General features: G+C 47.6%; 17 protein-coding genes and 1 riboswitch. Of the genes, 11 read left to right on the top strand and 6 right to left on the bottom strand.

What is annotated here, in order from left to right:
* Positions 1–174: 174 nt before the first annotated feature.
* Positions 175–963, top strand: coding sequence for a tRNA (adenine(22)-N(1))-methyltransferase (locus IEY09_RS06665; RefSeq protein ID WP_037419037.1), 789 nt, complete (start codon positions 175–177; stop codon positions 961–963).
* Between the two features lie 112 nt (positions 964–1,075).
* Positions 1,076–1,606, top strand: coding sequence for an NUDIX hydrolase (locus IEY09_RS06660; protein ID WP_055648294.1), 531 nt, complete (start codon positions 1,076–1,078; stop codon positions 1,604–1,606).
* Positions 1,607–1,716: 110 nt separating this feature from the next.
* Here IEY09_RS06660 and trhA read toward each other — a convergent pair whose 3' ends face one another.
* Together trhA and IEY09_RS20200 are read right to left on the bottom strand one after the other, a co-directional pair.
* Positions 1,717–2,400 carry a PAQR family membrane homeostasis protein TrhA gene (trhA, locus tag IEY09_RS06655; RefSeq protein ID WP_188870378.1) on the bottom strand — a complete coding sequence of 228 codons (684 nt, stop codon included), beginning with the start codon at positions 2,398–2,400 and terminating at the stop codon, positions 1,717–1,719.
* A 250-nt stretch (positions 2,401–2,650) separates the two neighbouring features.
* Positions 2,651–2,830 carry a hypothetical protein gene (locus IEY09_RS20200; RefSeq protein ID WP_229777739.1) on the bottom strand — a complete coding sequence of 60 codons (180 nt, stop codon included), beginning with the start codon at positions 2,828–2,830 and terminating at the stop codon, positions 2,651–2,653.
* On the opposite strand from IEY09_RS20200, the gene IEY09_RS06650 reads away from it, so the two are divergent.
* The 9 genes from IEY09_RS06650 to IEY09_RS06610 all read left to right on the top strand — a co-directional run bounded on the left by IEY09_RS06650 (position 2,823) and on the right by IEY09_RS06610 (position 13,775).
* Positions 2,823–3,935: a hypothetical protein gene (locus tag IEY09_RS06650; RefSeq protein WP_229777737.1), complete on the top strand. Its 1,113-nt coding sequence runs from the start codon at positions 2,823–2,825 to the stop codon at positions 3,933–3,935. The two genes, IEY09_RS20200 and IEY09_RS06650, sit on opposite strands and share 8 nt — an antisense overlap.
* Before the next feature lie 175 nt (positions 3,936–4,110).
* Positions 4,111–4,209: riboswitch (TPP riboswitch) on the top strand.
* A 159-nt stretch (positions 4,210–4,368) separates the two neighbouring features.
* The gene (gene thiC / locus IEY09_RS06645; RefSeq protein WP_188870374.1) at positions 4,369–6,531 is read left to right on the top strand and encodes a phosphomethylpyrimidine synthase ThiC; all 2,163 of its coding nucleotides are present in this window, start codon (positions 4,369–4,371) and stop codon (positions 6,529–6,531) included.
* A 2-nt stretch (positions 6,532–6,533) separates the two neighbouring features.
* On the top strand, positions 6,534–8,216 hold the full coding sequence (gene thiE / locus IEY09_RS06640) for a thiamine phosphate synthase (RefSeq protein WP_188870373.1): 1,683 nt from the start codon (positions 6,534–6,536) through the stop codon (positions 8,214–8,216).
* A complete protein-coding gene (locus tag IEY09_RS06635; protein ID WP_099458120.1) occupies positions 8,213–9,151 on the top strand; it encodes a HesA/MoeB/ThiF family protein in 939 nt (312 codons plus the stop codon). The genes thiE and IEY09_RS06635 overlap by 4 nt, the downstream gene beginning before the upstream one ends.
* On the top strand, positions 9,148–9,351 hold the full coding sequence (thiS, locus tag IEY09_RS06630) for a sulfur carrier protein ThiS (protein ID WP_037418815.1): 204 nt from the start codon (positions 9,148–9,150) through the stop codon (positions 9,349–9,351). Before IEY09_RS06635 ends, thiS begins: the two co-directional genes overlap by 4 nt.
* A gap of 1 nt (position 9,352) precedes the next feature.
* Positions 9,353–10,117 (top strand): thiazole synthase, encoded by a 765-nt coding sequence (locus tag IEY09_RS06625; protein WP_188870371.1) that lies wholly within the window; start codon positions 9,353–9,355, stop codon positions 10,115–10,117.
* A complete protein-coding gene (thiH, locus tag IEY09_RS06620) occupies positions 10,114–11,229 on the top strand; it encodes a 2-iminoacetate synthase ThiH (RefSeq protein WP_188870369.1) in 1,116 nt (371 codons plus the stop codon). Before IEY09_RS06625 ends, thiH begins: the two co-directional genes overlap by 4 nt.
* A 111-nt stretch (positions 11,230–11,340) precedes the next feature.
* Entirely contained in the window at positions 11,341–11,604 is a 264-nt protein-coding gene (locus IEY09_RS06615; protein WP_037418823.1) for a hypothetical protein, read from the top strand.
* 2 nt (positions 11,605–11,606) lie between these two features.
* Positions 11,607–13,775, top strand: coding sequence for a putative metalloprotease CJM1_0395 family protein (locus tag IEY09_RS06610; protein WP_188870368.1), 2,169 nt, complete (start codon positions 11,607–11,609; stop codon positions 13,773–13,775).
* A 449-nt stretch (positions 13,776–14,224) separates the two neighbouring features.
* On the opposite strand, the gene IEY09_RS06605 is transcribed toward IEY09_RS06610, so the two are convergent.
* From IEY09_RS06605 to cmoA, 4 genes are all read right to left on the bottom strand, one after another.
* A complete protein-coding gene (locus IEY09_RS06605) occupies positions 14,225–15,127 on the bottom strand; it encodes a LysR family transcriptional regulator (RefSeq protein ID WP_037431654.1) in 903 nt (300 codons plus the stop codon).
* Between the two features lie 214 nt (positions 15,128–15,341).
* Positions 15,342–17,201, bottom strand: a complete 1,860-nt coding sequence (locus tag IEY09_RS06600) for a gluzincin family metallopeptidase (protein ID WP_188870449.1) — start codon at positions 17,199–17,201, stop codon at positions 15,342–15,344.
* Between the two features lie 68 nt (positions 17,202–17,269).
* Positions 17,270–18,262: a tRNA 5-methoxyuridine(34)/uridine 5-oxyacetic acid(34) synthase CmoB gene (cmoB, locus tag IEY09_RS06595; RefSeq protein ID WP_037418833.1), complete on the bottom strand. Its 993-nt coding sequence runs from the start codon at positions 18,260–18,262 to the stop codon at positions 17,270–17,272.
* Positions 18,259–18,990, bottom strand: coding sequence for a carboxy-S-adenosyl-L-methionine synthase CmoA (gene cmoA, locus IEY09_RS06590; RefSeq protein WP_037418836.1), 732 nt, complete (start codon positions 18,988–18,990; stop codon positions 18,259–18,261). The genes cmoB and cmoA overlap by 4 nt, the downstream gene beginning before the upstream one ends.
* Positions 18,991–19,041: the final 51 nt, after the last annotated feature.

Raw genomic sequence — 19,041 nt, 5'->3', positions numbered from 1 at the left:
AGTGGTGATGGCTTTTTGCTCGCAATGGGTTGCATACGTATTCACCGGTGCGGCCTAGAGGCTGGCAGCCTAATAGTCAAACCTAAAGAGATGGGTTTTAACCGCTGACTCGGGTAGAATGCGCGGCTTTATGGCGCTCAAGCATGTATGGGCGCGATTTTTGAGGCGTCAGCGGTGAAAATCAGTCAGCGATTACAGCAGATCAATCAGATGGTAGAGCAAGGATACGATCATATTTGGGACTGCTGCTGCGATCATGGTTTACTCGGCATGCTGTTACTGCAAAGAAATGCCGCGCCTAAAGTGCATTTTGTCGATTGTGTGGCGCCCTTAATGCAGCAACTCAGCCTTGAGTTAGCTCGGTTTTTCCCCCGGCAGCCTATCTCAAACGCTCAAAACGAAAAAGAGCAAACCACCCATGCCCAGAGTGAATGGCAAGTGCATTGTCTGGATGTGGCGGCGTTGCCACTGGCGCATTACGGCAAGCAAGCCAAGCACTTAGTGATTATTGCGGGTGTGGGGGGCGAGTTATTGGTTGAACTGGTGCGCAGCATAGTGTCGTGTTATGGCCAGTATCACAGCGACAATCACAACCATTCTTATCATTCCAGCCCGCTCGAGTTTATTTTGTGTCCCGTGCATCATAATTATCATGTGCGCAGCTCACTTGCAGAGTTGGGATTATCCCTTAAGCAGGAATATTTACTCGAAGAAAATCAGCGCTTCTATGAGATATTGCATTTAACCCATTCGAGTACAGCTTCGAAGCGCAATGACGTGGCACCCTTAAGTTCGACTGGCTCAATTATGTGGCAAGGGTTAGATGCGGATAAAACCAGCCAGGCTAAGCGTTATCTTGTGCAGACAATCAGCCATTACCAACGTATCCCCGAGAGCCGCTTGCCAAATAAGGCGCAAATAGTTGCGGCCTATCAGCAAATCTTGCGGCAACTAAGCAACTGAATTAACCCGTTTCAAGTGTACGTATTGTTGTGCGTGTTGCTTGAAAACGGTTTTGCTCTATAAATCCATAAAGTTGGTTTATGCTAATAGGCCGTTAATCTTGAGTTTTTCTATGCGTTTATTGAAGTCCACCCGAGCCGCCAATATCAATTTGAAACAGGCAAGGATCTTTTATCGCCAAGCCGCCCGCGCCATTGTGCTGTCGGGGGAAGATATTTTGCTGCTCTATACCCAAAAATATCGAGATTACGGCTTGCCCGGCGGTGGTGTGGATAAGGGCGAGAGCATCGAGGTTGGGCTTATTCGTGAGTTACAGGAAGAAACCGGCGCCATTGCAGCTAACGTTATTGCACCCTTTGGCCGCTATGAAGAATATCGACCTTGGTTTCGCGAAGGCGCCAACATAGTACATATGGATTCCTATTGCTACCTGTGTGAAATCGATATGACTTTAGGTAACCGTGGCTTAGGTGAGCCAAAGCTTGAAGCCCATGAAGTGAAAAACGGTATGCGCCCTGAGTGGATCAATATCCATCAAGCCATTGCCCATAATGAAGAAATTCAGCGCACCTTCGCCAACAAAGGCCAATCTATCGACAGGGAAACCTTTTTGCTGAAACAGATAGTTGCAGAATTATTGTAGATAACGCTTGGCTGGCGACTTTATCACTTAGCCATAAAACTCAGTCTCAAAGCATTGATATAAAAAAGCCACCCAGAGAATGGCTTGTGTGACTCAGAGTGCGTGAGATGCTAGATCACTGTTAAATAAATACAGAAGAAATGACTCATCGCGCCAGCTAGCACAAACAGATGCCAAATCGCGTGATTGTACGGAATACGTTTGCCGACATAAAAGATCACTCCAAGGGTGTAAAACAACCCGCCCAATAGCAGTAGATTAAATCCAAGCGGTGACATTGCTGCTGTCAAATCGCCAATCACCGTCATACAAAGCCAACCCATCGCCAGATATAACACAAGACTGAGTTTTTTAAATCGGTGAATAAATAAGGTCTTAAATAAAATCCCACCAATAGCCAAAGACCAAATCGCCGTCAGGATAATGGTTGAAAGCTGTCCTTGCAGGCTGATTAACATCAGTGGGGTGTAGGTGCCCGCAATTAAGCAGTAGATAGCACAATGGTCGGCAATCTTAAGTTTATGTTTCCAGCCTACATGCGTCACGCTGTGATACAGGGTAGAACTTAAAAACAACAGGATAAGGCTTGTACCATAAATAATAACACCTGTAAGTTGAATATTGGTGAGATGATCTGCGCCCTTAAGTAGCATAAAGATTAAGCCCACTACACCTGCAATCACCCCTAGGCCATGGCTGATACTATTGGCAATCTCTTCACTAAGGCTATAGCTACTGATGTTCAATGGTTTTTCATGACTCATTTGCGGCTCTATCAAACTCTGGCTTGGCATGCTGTTGATCCACTCGATGGCGATAATGACTGAGTCTATCAGTTGATAAATTGGAAAGCCATAATTAGCTTACACGTGTAAGCTGATTTATTTTACGTGTTCTTGCCATCGGCTATAACACTGATGAGTTCTGTTGTCTTTGTACAAGATTATGGTACTGGTTTACAACTGAATAATGTCACTGCTTTGGAACTTTGTTCGACTCACTTTCTCTAATTCTCCGTAAGATGTCATGGATTTGTTAAGTACTTTATTCATTAAGTACTAAGGGATGGATTTTGCCTGTTCGATCGAATATAGCCCCAGAAGATAGCATCAGATTTGATGCGCACAGCAGTGCCACAAAGGACGAGGCTTTACCATTTTCCGCTTTGCCTTTTTGTGCAACGTTTTTAAGTGCTACAACCCAAGGCGCTACAGATTTGAACACTAAGCCTTTTAGCGCTTTAAGTGTTCATGCCGAGTCTTGCGATAACAATCTACACCTCAATTTAAGTAAAGCAGACCAAAGATCAATCGATAGCGCATTTAAAACATCTTCAAATCTAAGCGGGCTAGAGCGGCCACATTATTTCAATCTTAAGCTATTGCTTTGGGTCATGTTTGGCCATGGCTTACTGCTGTTTTTATTAATTTTTTTATGGCGAACCCAGTCGGAACACTTAGGGCTGCATTTTACTGAATCATCTGCTAACGCACGGACTACAACCAAAGCGTTAAAGGCATATTTTATTTATGCGCCGCCAACGCAAACTGCTCCAGCGGATTCTGCTCAAGATATCTCAGTGGAAGAGTTTATTAACACTAGCGAGCCGATAACCTCACCGCCTAATACCGTAAAGCCGGCAGCTGATATTGAGCAGTCAGCGAAAGTGTCACCAAAAGTCGCAGTAAAGCTGACGCCAAAACCCATGGAGCAGATAGCCAAACCTCCAGAAGTCAGCGCCCAAGAATCAAAAGTAACAGAATCAAAAGCATCAGTACCAAACACATCTGTGCCTAACACCTCAACGCCGAACACCTCAACTCAGGGCCAAACCCAGCAGAGTGCAAAAGAGGCTGTTAAACCGAAAAAGGCAGAAACCCAATCAAGCTCGGCTCATGCGGCAAGTACTGAGCAGTCTGCGGCCAGTGGGCAAAGCGGTGGGGCGGCGGGCAGTGTGGGATTGTTTACTCAGCGTTATTTTGAACGACAGCGTGAGCAAGCTTTAGATGATTTAGTGTTAGAGCAAGCAAATTATTACAGCAAACGGTCGAATATGTCTGAAATGAGCCCCGAGATGGAGGTACTGATTGTGCCCAATGCCGACGATTTTAGCGGCCCCACCAGTTTGGATTTAGAGCTGGATCCGAATCGTATCGTTCGTCAAGGTAATACCTGTTATCGGGTCGTCAAAGTAGGCACCCCAATTAATCCCTATGCCGAGAATTTAGGTTTTCCCTTCGATTGCAGTGGCAAGAAAATGAACCAAGAAATTGATGATGCCATTAAGGCGCAGCTCGATAAAATGATGGTAAAGCGGCCAAAAGGCTAAAAAATAACGATGATAAATTTTCACCCAAAATAATGATAATGATGAGTTTAAAAATTTTATAAAATTAAATGCTATAATATACAGTTAGTTATGTATTCTTTGTTTTTGATTGATAGTTAAGTTTTTATCCTTAAATTACGCTTGTTTGTTCGCAGCGCTTCTGCCTATACTTTTGCCCATCTTGTCGGAGTGCCTCTTGGCTGAGACCGTTTATTCGGGATCCGTTGAACCTGATCAGGTTAAAACCTGCGAAGGAAACAAGCATAATAACTTCCATTAAATCGTATCAGCGGCAATCTTTTGCCGTCTATTTACCCATCGATTTAGTCGTTATTGAGTCAGTAAATCCACTTACGGTTTACAAGGCTCAGCTCTCAACACTCAAGTCTCCAGACAAGCAACCCCATTTTTATTTGTTAAAGTGAGATTGCTTATGTCCAGTTTAGAATCGTCCTCAGAATCACTTGCCGTGAACACTCATGGGCAAACGAACCGCCGTGTGGCGCGCGCCGAGGCGCAAGCCTTTATCGATACCCTTAAACCATTACAACATCCTAATTCGCAAAAGCTGTATTTGCAGGGAAGCCGTGCGGATTTACGTGTGGGGATGCGGCAAATTCTGCAAACCGATACGCGGATTGGCGGCACGGCGATCGCGGCCAACGTTGAGAAAAATCCTCCCATTCCGGTGTACGACTGCGCTGGCCCGTATTCCGATCTGGCTGCGCAAATTAACGTGCGCCAAGGACTAGCCAAACTCAGATTACCGTGGATTATCGAGCGCCAAGATACCGAAGTACTCGATTGCGCGACCTCAGATTTTACCCAGCAACGCCTAAAGGATGATGGGCTCGATCATCTGCGTTTCGAAGCAGGCTCAAGTGCGATTGTTCGTCCTCGCCGTGCCTTACCTGGTAAACGCGTGAGCCAACTACACTATGCCCGCCAAGGGATTATTACCCCTGAAATGGAATATGTGGCGATTCGGGAAAATATGGCGCTCGCCCAGGTGCAAGATGAAATCTTAAACCGCCGCGGCCATGGTGAATCCTTTGGTGCCGTAATAGGTAAACCAATTACCCCTGAGTTTGTCCGCGACGAAATTGCCCGTGGACGCGCCATTATTCCGTTAAATATCAATCATCCAGAAGCTGAGCCTATGATTATTGGCCGTAACTTTTTAGTGAAAGTGAACGCCAATATCGGTAACTCGGCGGTCACGTCTTCCATCGAGGAGGAAGTGGAAAAGCTTGTTTGGTCAACCCGTTGGGGCGCGGACACTGTGATGGACTTGTCCACTGGCCGGTATATCCATGAAACCCGTGAATGGATTATCCGCAACTCGCCAGTGCCTATTGGCACAGTGCCGATTTATCAAGCATTGGAGAAAGTGAATGGTGTTGCTGAGCACCTGACCTGGGAAGTGTTTCGCGATACTTTGATTGAGCAAGCGGAGCAGGGCGTCGATTACTTTACCATCCACGCGGGCGTGTTATTGCGCTATGTGCCGATGACCGCCAAACGGGTGACTGGGATCGTGTCCCGCGGCGGCTCTATTATGGCCAAATGGTGCTTGAGCCACCATCAAGAAAACTTCCTCTATACCCATTTCCGTGAGATTTGCGAGCTGTGCGTTGCCTACGATGTGTCGCTGTCATTAGGCGACGGTATGCGACCAGGCTCCATTGCCGATGCCAATGATGAGGCGCAGTTTGCCGAGCTTGAAACCTTAGGCGAGCTGGTCAACATCGCCTGGGAATACGATGTGCAGACCATTATCGAAGGGCCTGGGCATATCCCGATGCAGCTCATCAAGGAGAATATGGATAAACAGCTTATCCACTGCGCCGAGGCGCCGTTTTATACCCTAGGGCCGCAAATTACTGATATTGCGCCGGGTTACGATCATTTCACCTCAGGGATCGGTGCGGCGATGATCGCATGGTATGGCTGCGCCATGCTCTGCTATGTGACGCCGAAGGAGCACTTAGGTTTGCCCAATAAGCAGGATGTCAAACAAGGGCTGATTGCCTACAAGATTGCCGCCCACGCTGCTGATATTGCCAAAGGCCACCCAGGCGCGCAGATCCGCGACAATGCATTATCCAAGGCGCGTTTTGAATTCCGCTGGGAAGATCAATATAACCTCGGACTTGACCCTGATACCGCCCGAGCCTATCACGATGAATCCCTGCCACAGGAGTCGGCCAAGGTCGCGCATTTTTGCTCTATGTGTGGCCCTAAGTTCTGCTCAATGAAGATCACCCAAGATGTGCGCGACTATGCGGCAAGTTTAGCGGCGGGTACGTTGTCAGTGGCTTCGTCAAGCCAAAATGTTGTGAGCGCTGAAGCGCTTGCATCGATAAACCCTGCTCAACAAGGGCAATCAAACACAGAAGCAATCCAGCAGATCAGAGTCAAAACTCAAGATGAATTAGCGGTGGCCATGGCGCAAAAATCGGCTGAGTTTGCGGCCTCGGGCGCCAAACTGTATCTGCCGCTGGGCGATGCTAATACAGCTAAAACTGCCAATGAAGCGGCAAAGCATCAGGATGGGGCAGAGCTCAAACCAACAGCACAGGTTGCGGAGGTTTGATAATGACCTTTGCTAAAGATATTAGCCAGGTGGCGCCTAAACCTATCGTCTGGACCATTGCGGGTTCAGACAGCGGTGGCGGCGCGGGGATCCAAGCCGACTTGGCCACCATCAAGGATTTGGGCGGCCATGGATGCAGCGTGATCACCACGTTAACGGCCCAAAGTTCGGTGGCGGTAGCGTTAGTTGAGCCTGTGAGTGAGGCAATGTTACTCACACAGCTTTCGACCCTGTTAGCTGATTTACCGCCTCAGGCGATTAAAATTGGCTTACTCGCAAATCAGCAGCAAGTGCACTTAGTTGCCGATTGGTTGGCTGGTTTTAAAACCCAATTTCCACTCGTCCCCGTTATTCTCGACCCTGTGATGGTTGCCAGCTGTGGAGACGAACTCGGCGATAAGAGCACAGCTAGTAAACCTCTGGATTTTGCACCCTTTAAGGGGTTGATTAGCCTGATAACGCCGAATGTGCAGGAGTTGGCAAGGCTTACTGTCGCCACAGACAAACGAGCGTCAGCCATTCATACAAAAGCAGAATTCGCCGGTGCGGCAATGCAACTCTCTGCGCAATTAGCGTGCAGCGTATTAGCCAAGGGCGGCGATATTGATTTTGCGGCTCAGGCAAGTGCTGGCATTTACACCAGTGATGTCTTAAGCGATCAAAAAAGCGATATCACAAGTCATCGCATCGCCACAGAGAATCAGCGTTTGGCGGAAGATCTGTTGATTTGTCATCAGGTTACTGGCTGCTCACCGCTTGACGCGAATGGTGGTTTTTGGCTCAGTAGTGCGCGGATAAACACGCGCCATAACCACGGCAGTGGTTGTACTCTGTCTTCAGCCATCGCCTCGGTGTTAGCCTTTGGGTTTGTATTGCAGGATGCGGTTGTGGTAGCAAAAGCCTATGTCAATCAAGGCTTAACTTATGCAGTGGGGATTGGCCAAGGCCCCGGACCACTCGCGCGTACCGCATGGCCGCACAGCATAACGGCGTATCCTTACGTCACTTCTTACCCTAAAAATAGCTTGAGTGAATCCAGTGATTTGCAATGCGGCGCGTTTAAGCGCCTTGATTCTGACTTAGGGATTTATCCAGTTGTCGATAACTTACTGTTACTCGAACAATTATTGGCGTGGGGCGTGAAGACGGTACAGCTCAGGATAAAGTCTAATGTGCTGGCGTCGGACGAACTTGAGGCACAAATCCAAACCGCGATTGCCTTAGGTAAGCATTATGATGCGCAGCTTTTTATCAATGACCATTGGCAATTAGCGATAAAGCATGGCGCATTTGGGGTCCATCTTGGACAAGAAGATCTGGCGGTGACGGATCTTAACGCCATTCATGCAGCGGGATTGGCTCTTGGCATTTCGAGCCACGGTTATTTCGAGTTGCTGCGTGCCCATCAACATGCGCCATCTTACATCGCCCTTGGGCATATTTTCCCGACGACGACCAAGCAAATGCCATCGGTGCCACAAGGGTTATTCAAGTTAGCGCATTATGTTGAACTGTTAAAAGCGCATTATCCCTTAGTGGCAATTGGCGGCATCGGGCCTTCGAATCTTGCCCAAGTCAAAGCGACTGGGGTGAGCAATATTGCTGTGGTGCGGGCGATTACCGAATCAAGCGATCCAATAATGGCCTTTGCCGAATTGACGCGAGCTTGGGAGTCAAGCCTATGAGCATCACACAAGAGCAGGCGCAATCCCTTGCCGATAAAGACTTTATTCGTTATTCGCGGCAAATATTTTTACCCGAGGTCGGCGAGGCTGGCCAGTTGCAGCTTAAACAGGCTCATGTGCTTATCGTCGGCTTAGGCGGCCTCGGGCAATTGGCGGCGCAATATTTGGCTTGTGCCGGAGTCGGGCGCTTAACGCTTGTCGATGGCGATAGGGTGGAATTATCCAATCTGCCAAGGCAGTTACTCTTTAGTGACGACGATATTGGTCATCACAAAGCCCTCATTGCTAAACAGAAATTAGCCGTGTTGGCGCACGGTTGTGAGATTGATGCCTTTGCCGAGCATTTGACTCTCGAGTCTGCGAACACTGTATTTTCTGGTCTGTTAACCCATGGTGAAGAGACGAGGTTAGTGCTTGATTGTACTGATAACCTTACTGCGCGCCATTGTATCAATCGGTTGTGTATTGAGCATGCCTTGCCTTTGGTGAGCGCCTCGATTGCTGCCTTTAACGGCCAATTGTTTGCGGTTGATCAGCGGCGATTTCCCGCAGGCGGCTGTTATCACTGTATCTTCCCCTCGAATACTCGCGCGCCACAAAACTGTAGCAGTCAAGGAGTGCTCGGCCCCAGTGTCGGCGTGATGGCATCGATGCAGGCGCTGCTAGCGATGCAATTGTTGCTCTTAGCCACGCCGCCAACTTCTACAACAAAACAAACGGGTAATCAGTCTTTCGAAGAGACAAGTCACCCAGTCACCTCCACGAGAGCGCTACTTGGCCGATTTTGGCGTTTCGATGCCAAGTTACTCCAATGGCATTCGGCCGCATTAACCCGTGATCCCGAGTGCAAGGTGTGCGGATTAAAGCCGAGTGCATTAATGCAATCAACCACAGCTGCTTCATTCAAATCTGTCCCTAATCGAGGTTTGTTATGATTTTAATTCATCTCAATAATGTGCCCCAAACACTTCAACAACCGCTCAGTTTACAAGCCTTGTTAGAAGCACAAAATATTAATCAACAATCAGTCGCATTAGTGCTAAATGAGGCCGTAGTGCCAAGGCATAGATGGTCATCTATCCTCTGCCACCATGAGGATAAGATTGATGTATTTGCCGTGGTCGCAGGAGGTTAAGATGTTAACAATTGCGGGAGTTGAATTTGAATCGCGATTATTTACGGGCACAGGAAAATTCAGCTCAAGTCAGCTGATGCTGGAGTCCATTAAGGCGTCTCAGTCGCAGTTGGTGACAGTTGCGATGAAAAGAATTGATTTAAAAACAGGGGCCGATGATTTGCTCTCGCCACTTAGGCAAGCGGGAATGCGACTCTTGCCAAATACCTCGGGGGCGCGTAATGCTAAAGAAGCAATATTCGCCGCCGAATTAGCGCGGGAAATGCTGGGAACACAATGGGTTAAACTTGAAATTCATCCCGATCCTAAGTACCTGATGCCCGATGCGGTCGAGACGTTAGCTGCGGCCAAAACCCTGTGTGAACGCGGGTTTATTGTGATGCCCTACGTGCATGCCGATCCCGTGCTGTGCCGACGTTTAGAGGATGTTGGCTGCGCCGCTGTGATGCCACTAGCAAGCCCAATTGGCACCAATCAGGGGTTGGTGACTGAGCCTTTCATCAAGATGATTATCGAGCAAGCAAGGGTGCCGGTGGTGATTGATGCGGGAATTGGCGCGCCATCCCATGCAGCGCACGCGATGGAGTTAGGTGCCGATGCCGTGCTGGTTAATACCGCCATTGCCAGCAGTGCTTCTCCGATTGAAATGGCGCTGTGCTTTAAGGATGCGGTAGATTGCGGGCGACGCGCCTTTGAAGCGGGGCTTGGCCGAGTGCAAACTCAGGCTGTGCATACCAGCCCATTAACGGGATTTTTGCAGCAATGAGTTTTGTCGATCAATTTACCCGTATTGAACGGGATAAGTTATTGCTGGCGTTATATTCCTGCACGGCGGTGGAGGTTGAGCGCGCCCTGATGCAACCCGAGGGTAACCTACAGAGTTTACTCGCCTTGCTGTCTCCTGCGGCCGAGCCCTATATCGAAGAGATGGCACAGCGCTCGGCAGCGCTCACTCGACAACGCTTTGGGGCCAATATCGGATTGTACTTACCACTGTACTTGTCCAATCTTTGCGCTAACGAATGTGATTACTGTGGTTTTAGCATGAGCAATAAGCTCAAGCGCAAAGTGCTCAATGAGCAGGAACTTGCTGCCGAAATGGCGATTATAAAATCCCGCGGCTTTGATTCTATCTTGCTAGTGTCGGGAGAGCATGAAACTAAGGCTGGAATGGATTACTTTCAGCGGGTTTTACCGTTGGTAAAACAGCAGTTTAGTTATGTGGCTATGGAGGTGCAGCCGCTTGAGGAGATTGATTATCGCCAGCTTGTTGAGCAAGGGCTGGATGCGGTGATGGTGTATCAAGAAACCTACCAAGCCGCGACTTATGCTAAACATCACACCCGAGGCAAAAAACAGGACTTCGCCTATCGGCTTGCCACGCCCGATCGCGTTGCCCGTGCGGGTATCGATAAGATAGGCCTAGGTGTGTTACTAGGATTAGATGACTGGCGGCTCGATGCCTTACTGATGGGCCACCATTTGGACTATTTAGAACGACATTACTGGCGTACTCGTTTTAGTATTTCTCTACCACGTTTGCGGCCTTGTACTGGTGGCATAACACCAAAAGTGCATTTAACCGATCTTGGACTGGTGCAAATGATCTGTGCCTTTAGACTTTTTAATCAACAACTTGATATCAGTTTATCGACCCGCGAGGCACCATCGCTTCGGGACAATTTACTGCCTCTTGGGATAACGCAAATGAGTGCGGGCAGTTCAACTCAGCCCGGCGGTTACCAAGCACCTGATAGTCAGCTCGATCAGTTTGAGATCAGCGATGAGCGAACTGTTGAGCAGGTCATCAGTCAAATGCGGCTCAAGGGATTTAACCCCGTCTTTAAGGATTGGGAATCGGCTTGGATAGCCTGTTAAAAAGGAGCTGAAAATGAGCAAAAAAGCTCTCCATAAGAGGGATAAATCTGTACATCAAGGTAGGTTTGGTCAATAATTAACCTAGTGTTCACCAGATGCAGGAATCCCTTTATGCAAATCCAATCTGCTTATGCTTCCGGTCTGCAAGGCTTGCAAACGGCTCAATCAGGCTTAACACAGGCTACGATTGATGTGGCTAAACCGAGTCCTTCGCAAAGCGCTGCACCCACAGAAACCGCTAAGGCGGTAGATGAAACCGATAAAACCTCAGCATTAGTTGCTGCCAATTCATCATTGCGACAAGGCGAAGCATCGACTGAGGTACTAGAGAGAGAATCTGAAACTATAGGTTCGATTATTAACATCAAGGTGTAACTATGTCGGTCATGGCGCTGTCATCCCAGGTTGGCGCGCCATCCAATTCGTTTTTGAGTGCTGATAAGCCCATTGAGCCGCTAAAAGGAGCAAAACCTCAAAGTGGACTGGTTTATCAAGGTGACAATAGTCAGACGGTTGCTAACCATAGCGCTTCAACGGCTAGCCTGCATGCACCAAAATCCGAAGTGAATGGGGCACTTGAACCGTCTTTTAGTAGCTTTACTGCTGCGTCCAACCAAACTTTGCTTTTCACTGGGACTCAGCCTGAGTTATTGGCAGGCGCTAAATCGAGTTATGCGAGCCTTTCTTCTAGCGCGAATAATGTTGCGATACAGAAAGCTATTGTAGATTTAGGTGTAAACGCTTCTGCTCAGCTATATTCAAACCCCTCCGCTCCAAAACTGATAGATTCGACTTCACAGTCTTCAACTAATAAAAGTTTTAGTTTACTCACAGGACCTCGTTCCATAGGTGGAATGAGAGGTGGGCAAATTGCTGCCTCTCAGACAGCCGTGTCAGTGTTGAGTGCTCCGGATATGGGGCTTTCAACCTTGAATGGTGCCGTTAATCCTCTGGTGTCTTTGGCGCCAAGCACAACCGCTTACTCAACTGAAAGCGATATCGGTAGTATTACTTCGTCAAATTCGGATTTCGCCAATATATTCCCGACTTCAGATCCCATCACAACGAGTATCGCACCATTGGGACAACAAAAGGCCACTAGTACTGCAATTAATCCTTTTGCTACTGAGTTTGCAGGGGCTGATGTTGTGGGTACTTCTTCGGGGACCCGCGATTCGGTGGTGGCCAACGTTGGTGATAGAACCTCGCCTCAGGCAAACAGTTTGAGTGAGCAGTTTAGTCATATCTTTGGCCAACCTGCCGCGACCAAGGAACCAGTTGGGAGTGAATCGGTAGCAGGCGAACTTTCTCACATTCAGCAAAATCAAGCTGAACAAGTTCGTGATGAGCAAGCTAAGCAAGCAAGGGAAAAGGCTATACAAGAGCAGGAGCAAAAACAACAAGCATTAGCCGAAGCCTTTGCTAAAGCCGATAATAGCCAACAAGCTCAGCAGACACAGGGCGAACAAACTCGCCAGCAAGACTTAGCGAAGGATCAAGTCAAGCAGGCTCAAGAAAAGGCGATAGAACAGCAAAAAGCCCAAATAGACGCATTAAAAGCGAGGGATACAGAAGTCAAAGCCCATGAGCATGCCCACGCCAGTGTGGGCGGTCAATATGCTCAAAGCCCTAGTTTCAAGTATGAAAAAGGTGCCGATGGTCAGCGCTATGCTACCGATGGTGAGGTGCAAATCGATGTGTCAATTGTACCTGGCGATCCACTGGCGACCATCAATAAGATGAAGCAGGTCTATGCGGCGGCGATGGCGCCAGTTGACCCATCTTCTGCCGATATTCGTGTTGCGGCGCAAGCGCTGCAGAAAATGAATGAGGCCAAGGCTAAACTTGCTGAGGAACGTCAGCAGCAGATTGTTGACCAACCGACCACGGAAACCCTAATTGGCGCCGAGGCACAGATTGAAGGTTTACCACCGCTTAAGGAGCGCCAAATTCAAGTCACGGGCAAGATTGATGCTAATGGCAATATCACTGCGCCCCAAGATGACCCATCGGCACCAGTGACAGAAGTGATTGATAAGATTAAGCAAGCCATTGCGGCGCAGATTGCATCGAGTGATACCTCTGATGCCGTAAATGTCATAGAGGTTGAAAATAGCGATACAATTGAACCTCCAACAGCAACCTTGGCCGTTGGTTCTGTGCAATCTAGCCAAGCTGAAAATCCGCAGATTTCCTCACAGCGACTCGAATCATCCGCTCGCTTGTTCAACAAGGGTGCATTGAATCTTAACCAAAGGGACAGCAATGCGGTTCGTTTCTATGATGCGGTAGCCGTAGCAGCGCTAGCCAGTAATCAAAACTCAACACTAGTGCACAATGAGTCGAGTGTTGATGCACATCGTGGGGAGATAGCAGAACCAATAGACGATTCTGCATTGGCGTCTAGCTCGACTGTTTATGGGGAGAATAGTCTTATTTCCAATGGATTAACACTTGACTCATCAAACCGCCAAGACACTCGCGGCCTGTTCAACCCTCAAACTTTAGCACTGCATCGTCCGCGTTTCTTAGATGTGAATGTCTAGGGCGTGTTGACGTTTCGAGATTAGATTTTGTTCGTTCTGGCAAGCACGTGCTCGCGAAACGAGGAATGATGTGTAGTTATTCTACTCAAATGACGAGCGGCTCTTATGACAGAAAGTAAGAGCAAGGCTTGCCAGACGAACCCTTCGGGCAGCATTTGGCTGGCTTTTCTGCCGCGTTATCGTCCGTTTATGTAGAATAACTACACAGCACGGACTTTGCCTTGCATAAAAGCCAGCCTAATTGCTGCAAAAATACCCCTGAAACGTCAACACGCCCTAGCCTCTAATTCTCGATATTCTCGCAAATATTAACCGAGTAGCGTTTGCCCATTAAGGCCTATCGCTTAAGCGTGCTCTGTTTGCAAGTTCATTAGCCATAAATCAAATAACAGTGACTCCCTATTACCTAAGTGCTCATTTTGCTGTTAGAGGAAACAACCTTAGCGTTATCAATCGGTAGTGCTCACACCATGGTGCTTTAGGATATAAGAGGCCAGCAGTTTCGAGGCGGGGCCTTGGTGATCGCGGTTGGGTATCACAAGGCTAAGCATTATCCGTCGTTTCTGGCTGCCTTGCAGGTGTAAACGCACCAGTTTACCCGCGGCTAATTCTTCTTGGATAAGGAAGGATGGGATCCAACAAAAACCAATTCCCTGGTTTAAAATAACTTTCGCCTCATGGAAGTTAGATACTGTCCAGCGCTGCTCGGCTTTGAGCCAGCCGATATCAATGTTAGATTGCACGCCCGTGTCTTTGATCACTAATTGCAGATGCTGTGCCAACAGTTTGTCGTCATCTAAGGTGCCAATGTCGGCTAAGGGGTGGCTCGGGTGGCAAACCAGATGCAGCTCTTGTTCACATAGAGGCTCGGATAAATAGCCTTTGGGTGGGATGCCTGCACAAATGGCTATATCGACTTTATTCTGCAGGATCAGCTCCTGCGTCCCAGTGATCACTGAATCAAGCATAATAATGCGAGTACCACGGCTATGGGGTAGAAAGTCACTTAGCGCACATACAAGGCTTTCCATCGGATAGACAATTTCACGGGCAATGGTCAGCGTTGGCTCCCAACCTTGCTCTAGGTTGCTAGCAAGTTGTTCTAATTCATTCACAGATTGAGTGACATGGCGTGAACGTCGCAGTAACACTTCGCCCTGTGGCGTTAGGTAAGCTTTGCGGCCTCGAACTTCGAGTAGCTCAATTCCCAATTGATGTTGCAACTTGGCGACAGCATGGTTGAGAGACGATTGGCTCTTGTTGAGTTTTTCTGCCGCCTGCGCATAGCCGCCATAATCGACGACGGCCTGTAAAATACGCCATTGCTCAAGGGTGGATTTAGCGCGAGTCATGGAGATCCTAATGTCTAACGACAATTTTCTAAAAAAACGATAGGTTTAGCCCTATAGTGGCTAGTCATGATCGTTTTTTCAATGGTATCGGTGATTTAATTGGAAGACGATAATCGCGGCGATGTGCAGCAGTATGATTATTACTGACGGTAAGATTACGTGTGGATATTGTTTGTTGGTGTGTGCAAATCACCACTCCCATTGAGTTAAGCCGCTAAAAAGCACAATGGCTAGCGTTAGCGTGCGATCCTAAGACAACGATAATCCTCTGGATAAGCGATGCCGCATCAACGGGATCACCAATAGTAGCGCGTAGTTGCTCATTTAAGGTGAGTGCAGCCTCATTGACCACCAGCAGATTAAAAAGCCCAAGTTTATCTTGGCAGTCTTGTGTGGATAAATAGACAAATTTCGCTAATTGCGTTTGCCACAGGGATTGATAATAGCGTGGACCCTCATTAGCGATTGCATTGAAACTATATGCATAGTCAATTGGTTGTTCCCAATTTGCGCCAAAACTCTTACTGAACTCTGCTTGTAGATCGGGATAGCTTTGCTGTTTTAGAGACTGATAAAAATTAAGCGCCACTTTAGCGCGAAACACATTAAGTTGTTTGGTATAGGCCTTGGCGAGTATCTCCCTTGGCGCTATATGTTGAATATCATATTTTGGAAAGAGTGTTTCGTGTAATACATTGGCTAGCCAAAGGCTTGGTAACTGATTTGAATCGAGACTCGGGCCTAAGGTATTGTTTAGATAAAAATGGCTTCCCCGTGCAAGTGCTACAACAGCTTGGGCTAACGCATTGCAAAAACGTTCAATATCTTTGTCACTGTTGAGTGTGGGATTAAGCTCGAGTGCCTGTTGACCAAACTGTTGGCCAATTACACTTTGTCTGAGGGTATGTTGACTGGCACTGGCATGCCGACTATTTACGTCAAGATACACTTCACCAAGCAAACGATGTTGGTGGTAAACCCGAATGATTTGTTGCTGCCATTGGGCCGCGGTTGATGCAATATGCCCATCTATCACTTCAAAACTCAATCCATACTCACCGAGAATAGCAAAAGCATTATCGAGCACTTCGCCAGTGTGTAAGGAAATCTGTTTGGCACTACTTAGCTGCGATAATTTGCGGCCGACATCCCAAGGTGCGACTCCAATTGATTCAGTTTGGCTATCTAGAAACTGTTTTACTAACGCAGGAGAATTGAGTTGCTGTTCAGCCAAGCTGTAACTGGCAAAATCGATAAAGTTTGCGTCATTTGCCATTTGTTGACGCAATTCTGCAATACGATGCAATGCGAGTTGGTTATGCTCGCGGGCACGACCTTGATAGGCCTGCCACAGAATTTGCCGACAGTGGCGATCGGGTTGTTTTAAGAGATAACCGACAATCGTGCCGGAAAACGTTGTATTTGATGTTTCTGTGGTGTTATCTACTGCATCAACGGCGACATTTTCTGTGTTGGCAGTAGTAACCTCAGTTGGCAGTTGGCATTGGGTTGCTTGAACCGCTAAATGAAATTGTTGACTGCCTAATCCTTGTCGAATAGTGGCTTGTGCTGTGTGCAGTTTGGCCTTATCAAGGGGGGATTGATGCTGACGTAGTAATGCGACTAATTGTTCACCGAATAAGAGTTGATCTTGGGTGAGATGCTCATCATTGCTATGTTTATCAGCCGCATCAGTGAGCTCATCAACAAGTTGGTTGAATGCTGCTTGGCTCAGCAGGTCGTTTAGGATATCGGCAAGGCGCAACTGACATTGCAGTAGTCCTTGGCGTTCTTCGCCCGAGAGAGATAAACCTCGGTAGTAGTTGAGTCTATCATTAATGTTATTAAGCCCTATGGTGTGTTGCTCTAATACCAAGGCTTTATCTGAGAGCATTAAAGTGGGCAAATTATGTGTATTGGCATAGCGGCTAAAGGCGCTAGTCAAGTCAATATTAGGATGACGTAAACACTGTTCCACCAGCAGAGGTACAGGGCTTGGTGCAGCAGAGGCTGCACCAATATAGGATAATAAACACCAGCCAAACAGGCTAGCCGTAAACAATGTTTTTGGCATAGGCAACGGGGCTGTGACCCTCATGGTATGGGATGACATGGCTTTAACATGCCTAAGTGTATCATGCTCTAGTTCAAATCTTGATTCGGTTGATTTTTCACAGCAATAATCGTTGCGCGTTTTGGCGCAGGGTAACCCTCGATAGTTTTAGTGATATCGTTAGGATCAAGATATTCAACCAGTGATTCATTTGGCATCCAATCGGTTCGGCGCTGCTCGGCAAGGGCGGTAATATCGGTATCGACACAACGTATGTCGGTGAAATCACATTTTTTAAGCCAGAGCATCAGTGCCGCAACGGATGGAATAAACCAAACGTTATTCATTTTGCCATACCTATCTTGCGGGACGAGTACGGCGTTTTCATCACCATCAATCACTAACGTCTCTAATACTAATTCTCCCCCCATACGTAACTGATCGCGTAATTGCAACAAGTGATCAATGGGTGAGCGTCTGTGATACAAGACGCCCATGGAGAATACTGTATCGAAGGCATCCAATGGCGGAAGTTCTTCAATACCAAGTGGCAACAGGTGCACAGGGTGATTCTCACCACTCAAGCGTTTAACCGCTTCAAATTGGCATAAAAACAGCGGGGAAGGGTCGATACCCACGACACGCTTAGCGCCGGCCCCTAACATACGCCACATGTGATAGCCGCTACCGCAACCTACATCGAGTACTGTACGGTTTTGCAGGGGCGAAATATGCGGTTTAACCCGATCCCATTTCCAATCGCTGCGCCATTCGGTGTCGATATGAATGCCGTGAATATGGAATGGACCTTTACGCCAAGGCATAAAGAGCCGCAGTAAATTCTCGAGTTTTTCCTTTTCGCCTGGCGTGAGCTGCTCACCCGTGCCTATCGTGACACTATCAACAAAATCGACTTTATCTGGGCTTGGATAGTGCAGTTTATTAAGCACTTTTTCCCATTTCGGGAGGTTGCCGTGTTTGTGTTCTCTTTGCCATTTACCGAGGATTGCTGGCAAGGTTTCAAGCCAATGTTGTAAATTTGAGTCGGCAATTTGCTGATAAAAGGAACTAAAATTAATCACTTGATGGCCACCATAGAAGCAAAGTTAAAACATTGGAACCATGTACTAAAGTGACTAAACCCTTGGCGAGTTAAGCGCTGTTGATGCGTACTTAAGGTATCTGGTTTCATGACATTTTCCAGCGCACTACGTTTTTGACTGATTTCCAGCTCGCTATAGCCATTGGCTCGTTTAAAGTCGAGATGCAGTTCTTCAAGTACACTTTGAATTGGCGCATCATCAAAGCGGATTTTTTCCGAGAGTACTAAGATCCCTCCTGGATTTAAGCCTTGATAAATCTTGGCGATAAGTGACTCTCTGTCCTCGGGAGGTAAAAATTGTAGCGTAAAGTTGAGCACCACTAAGGAGGCGTTTTCGATGTGAATATCGCGAATATCACCGCAGATCAGCTCAACCTCAGTATCACTGACATAGGCATTGAGGTTTTCTTGGCAGCGCGTCACCATAGACTCACTATTGTCTACGGCAACAATTCGGCAGTCACGGCCTTGGATCTGGCGGCGAATGCTCAATGTTGCAGCACCTAAAGAGCATCCTAAGTCGTAAATCTGGGTATTAGGTTTAACAAAACGATCCGCAAAATCGCCGATAGTATTGATAATTTGGGTGTAACCAGGCACGGAGCGGCGGATCATGTCACTAAAGACACCCGCAACACGGCTATCAAACTGGAAATCGCTAATGTGCTCGCTCGCTTGAGCGTAGATAGTATCTTGGGAAGCGTTCATTTGGGAATGTCTCGAAAGTTCAACCCCGCATTTTAACGAATCCCGTTCACT

Source organism: Shewanella xiamenensis (genome assembly GCF_014647135.1).
GTDB classification, from domain to species: Bacteria; Pseudomonadota; Gammaproteobacteria; order Enterobacterales; family Shewanellaceae; genus Shewanella; species Shewanella xiamenensis.
Note: the sequence above shows the minus strand (reverse complement) of the source record. Positions and strands in the feature narration are given on the sequence as shown.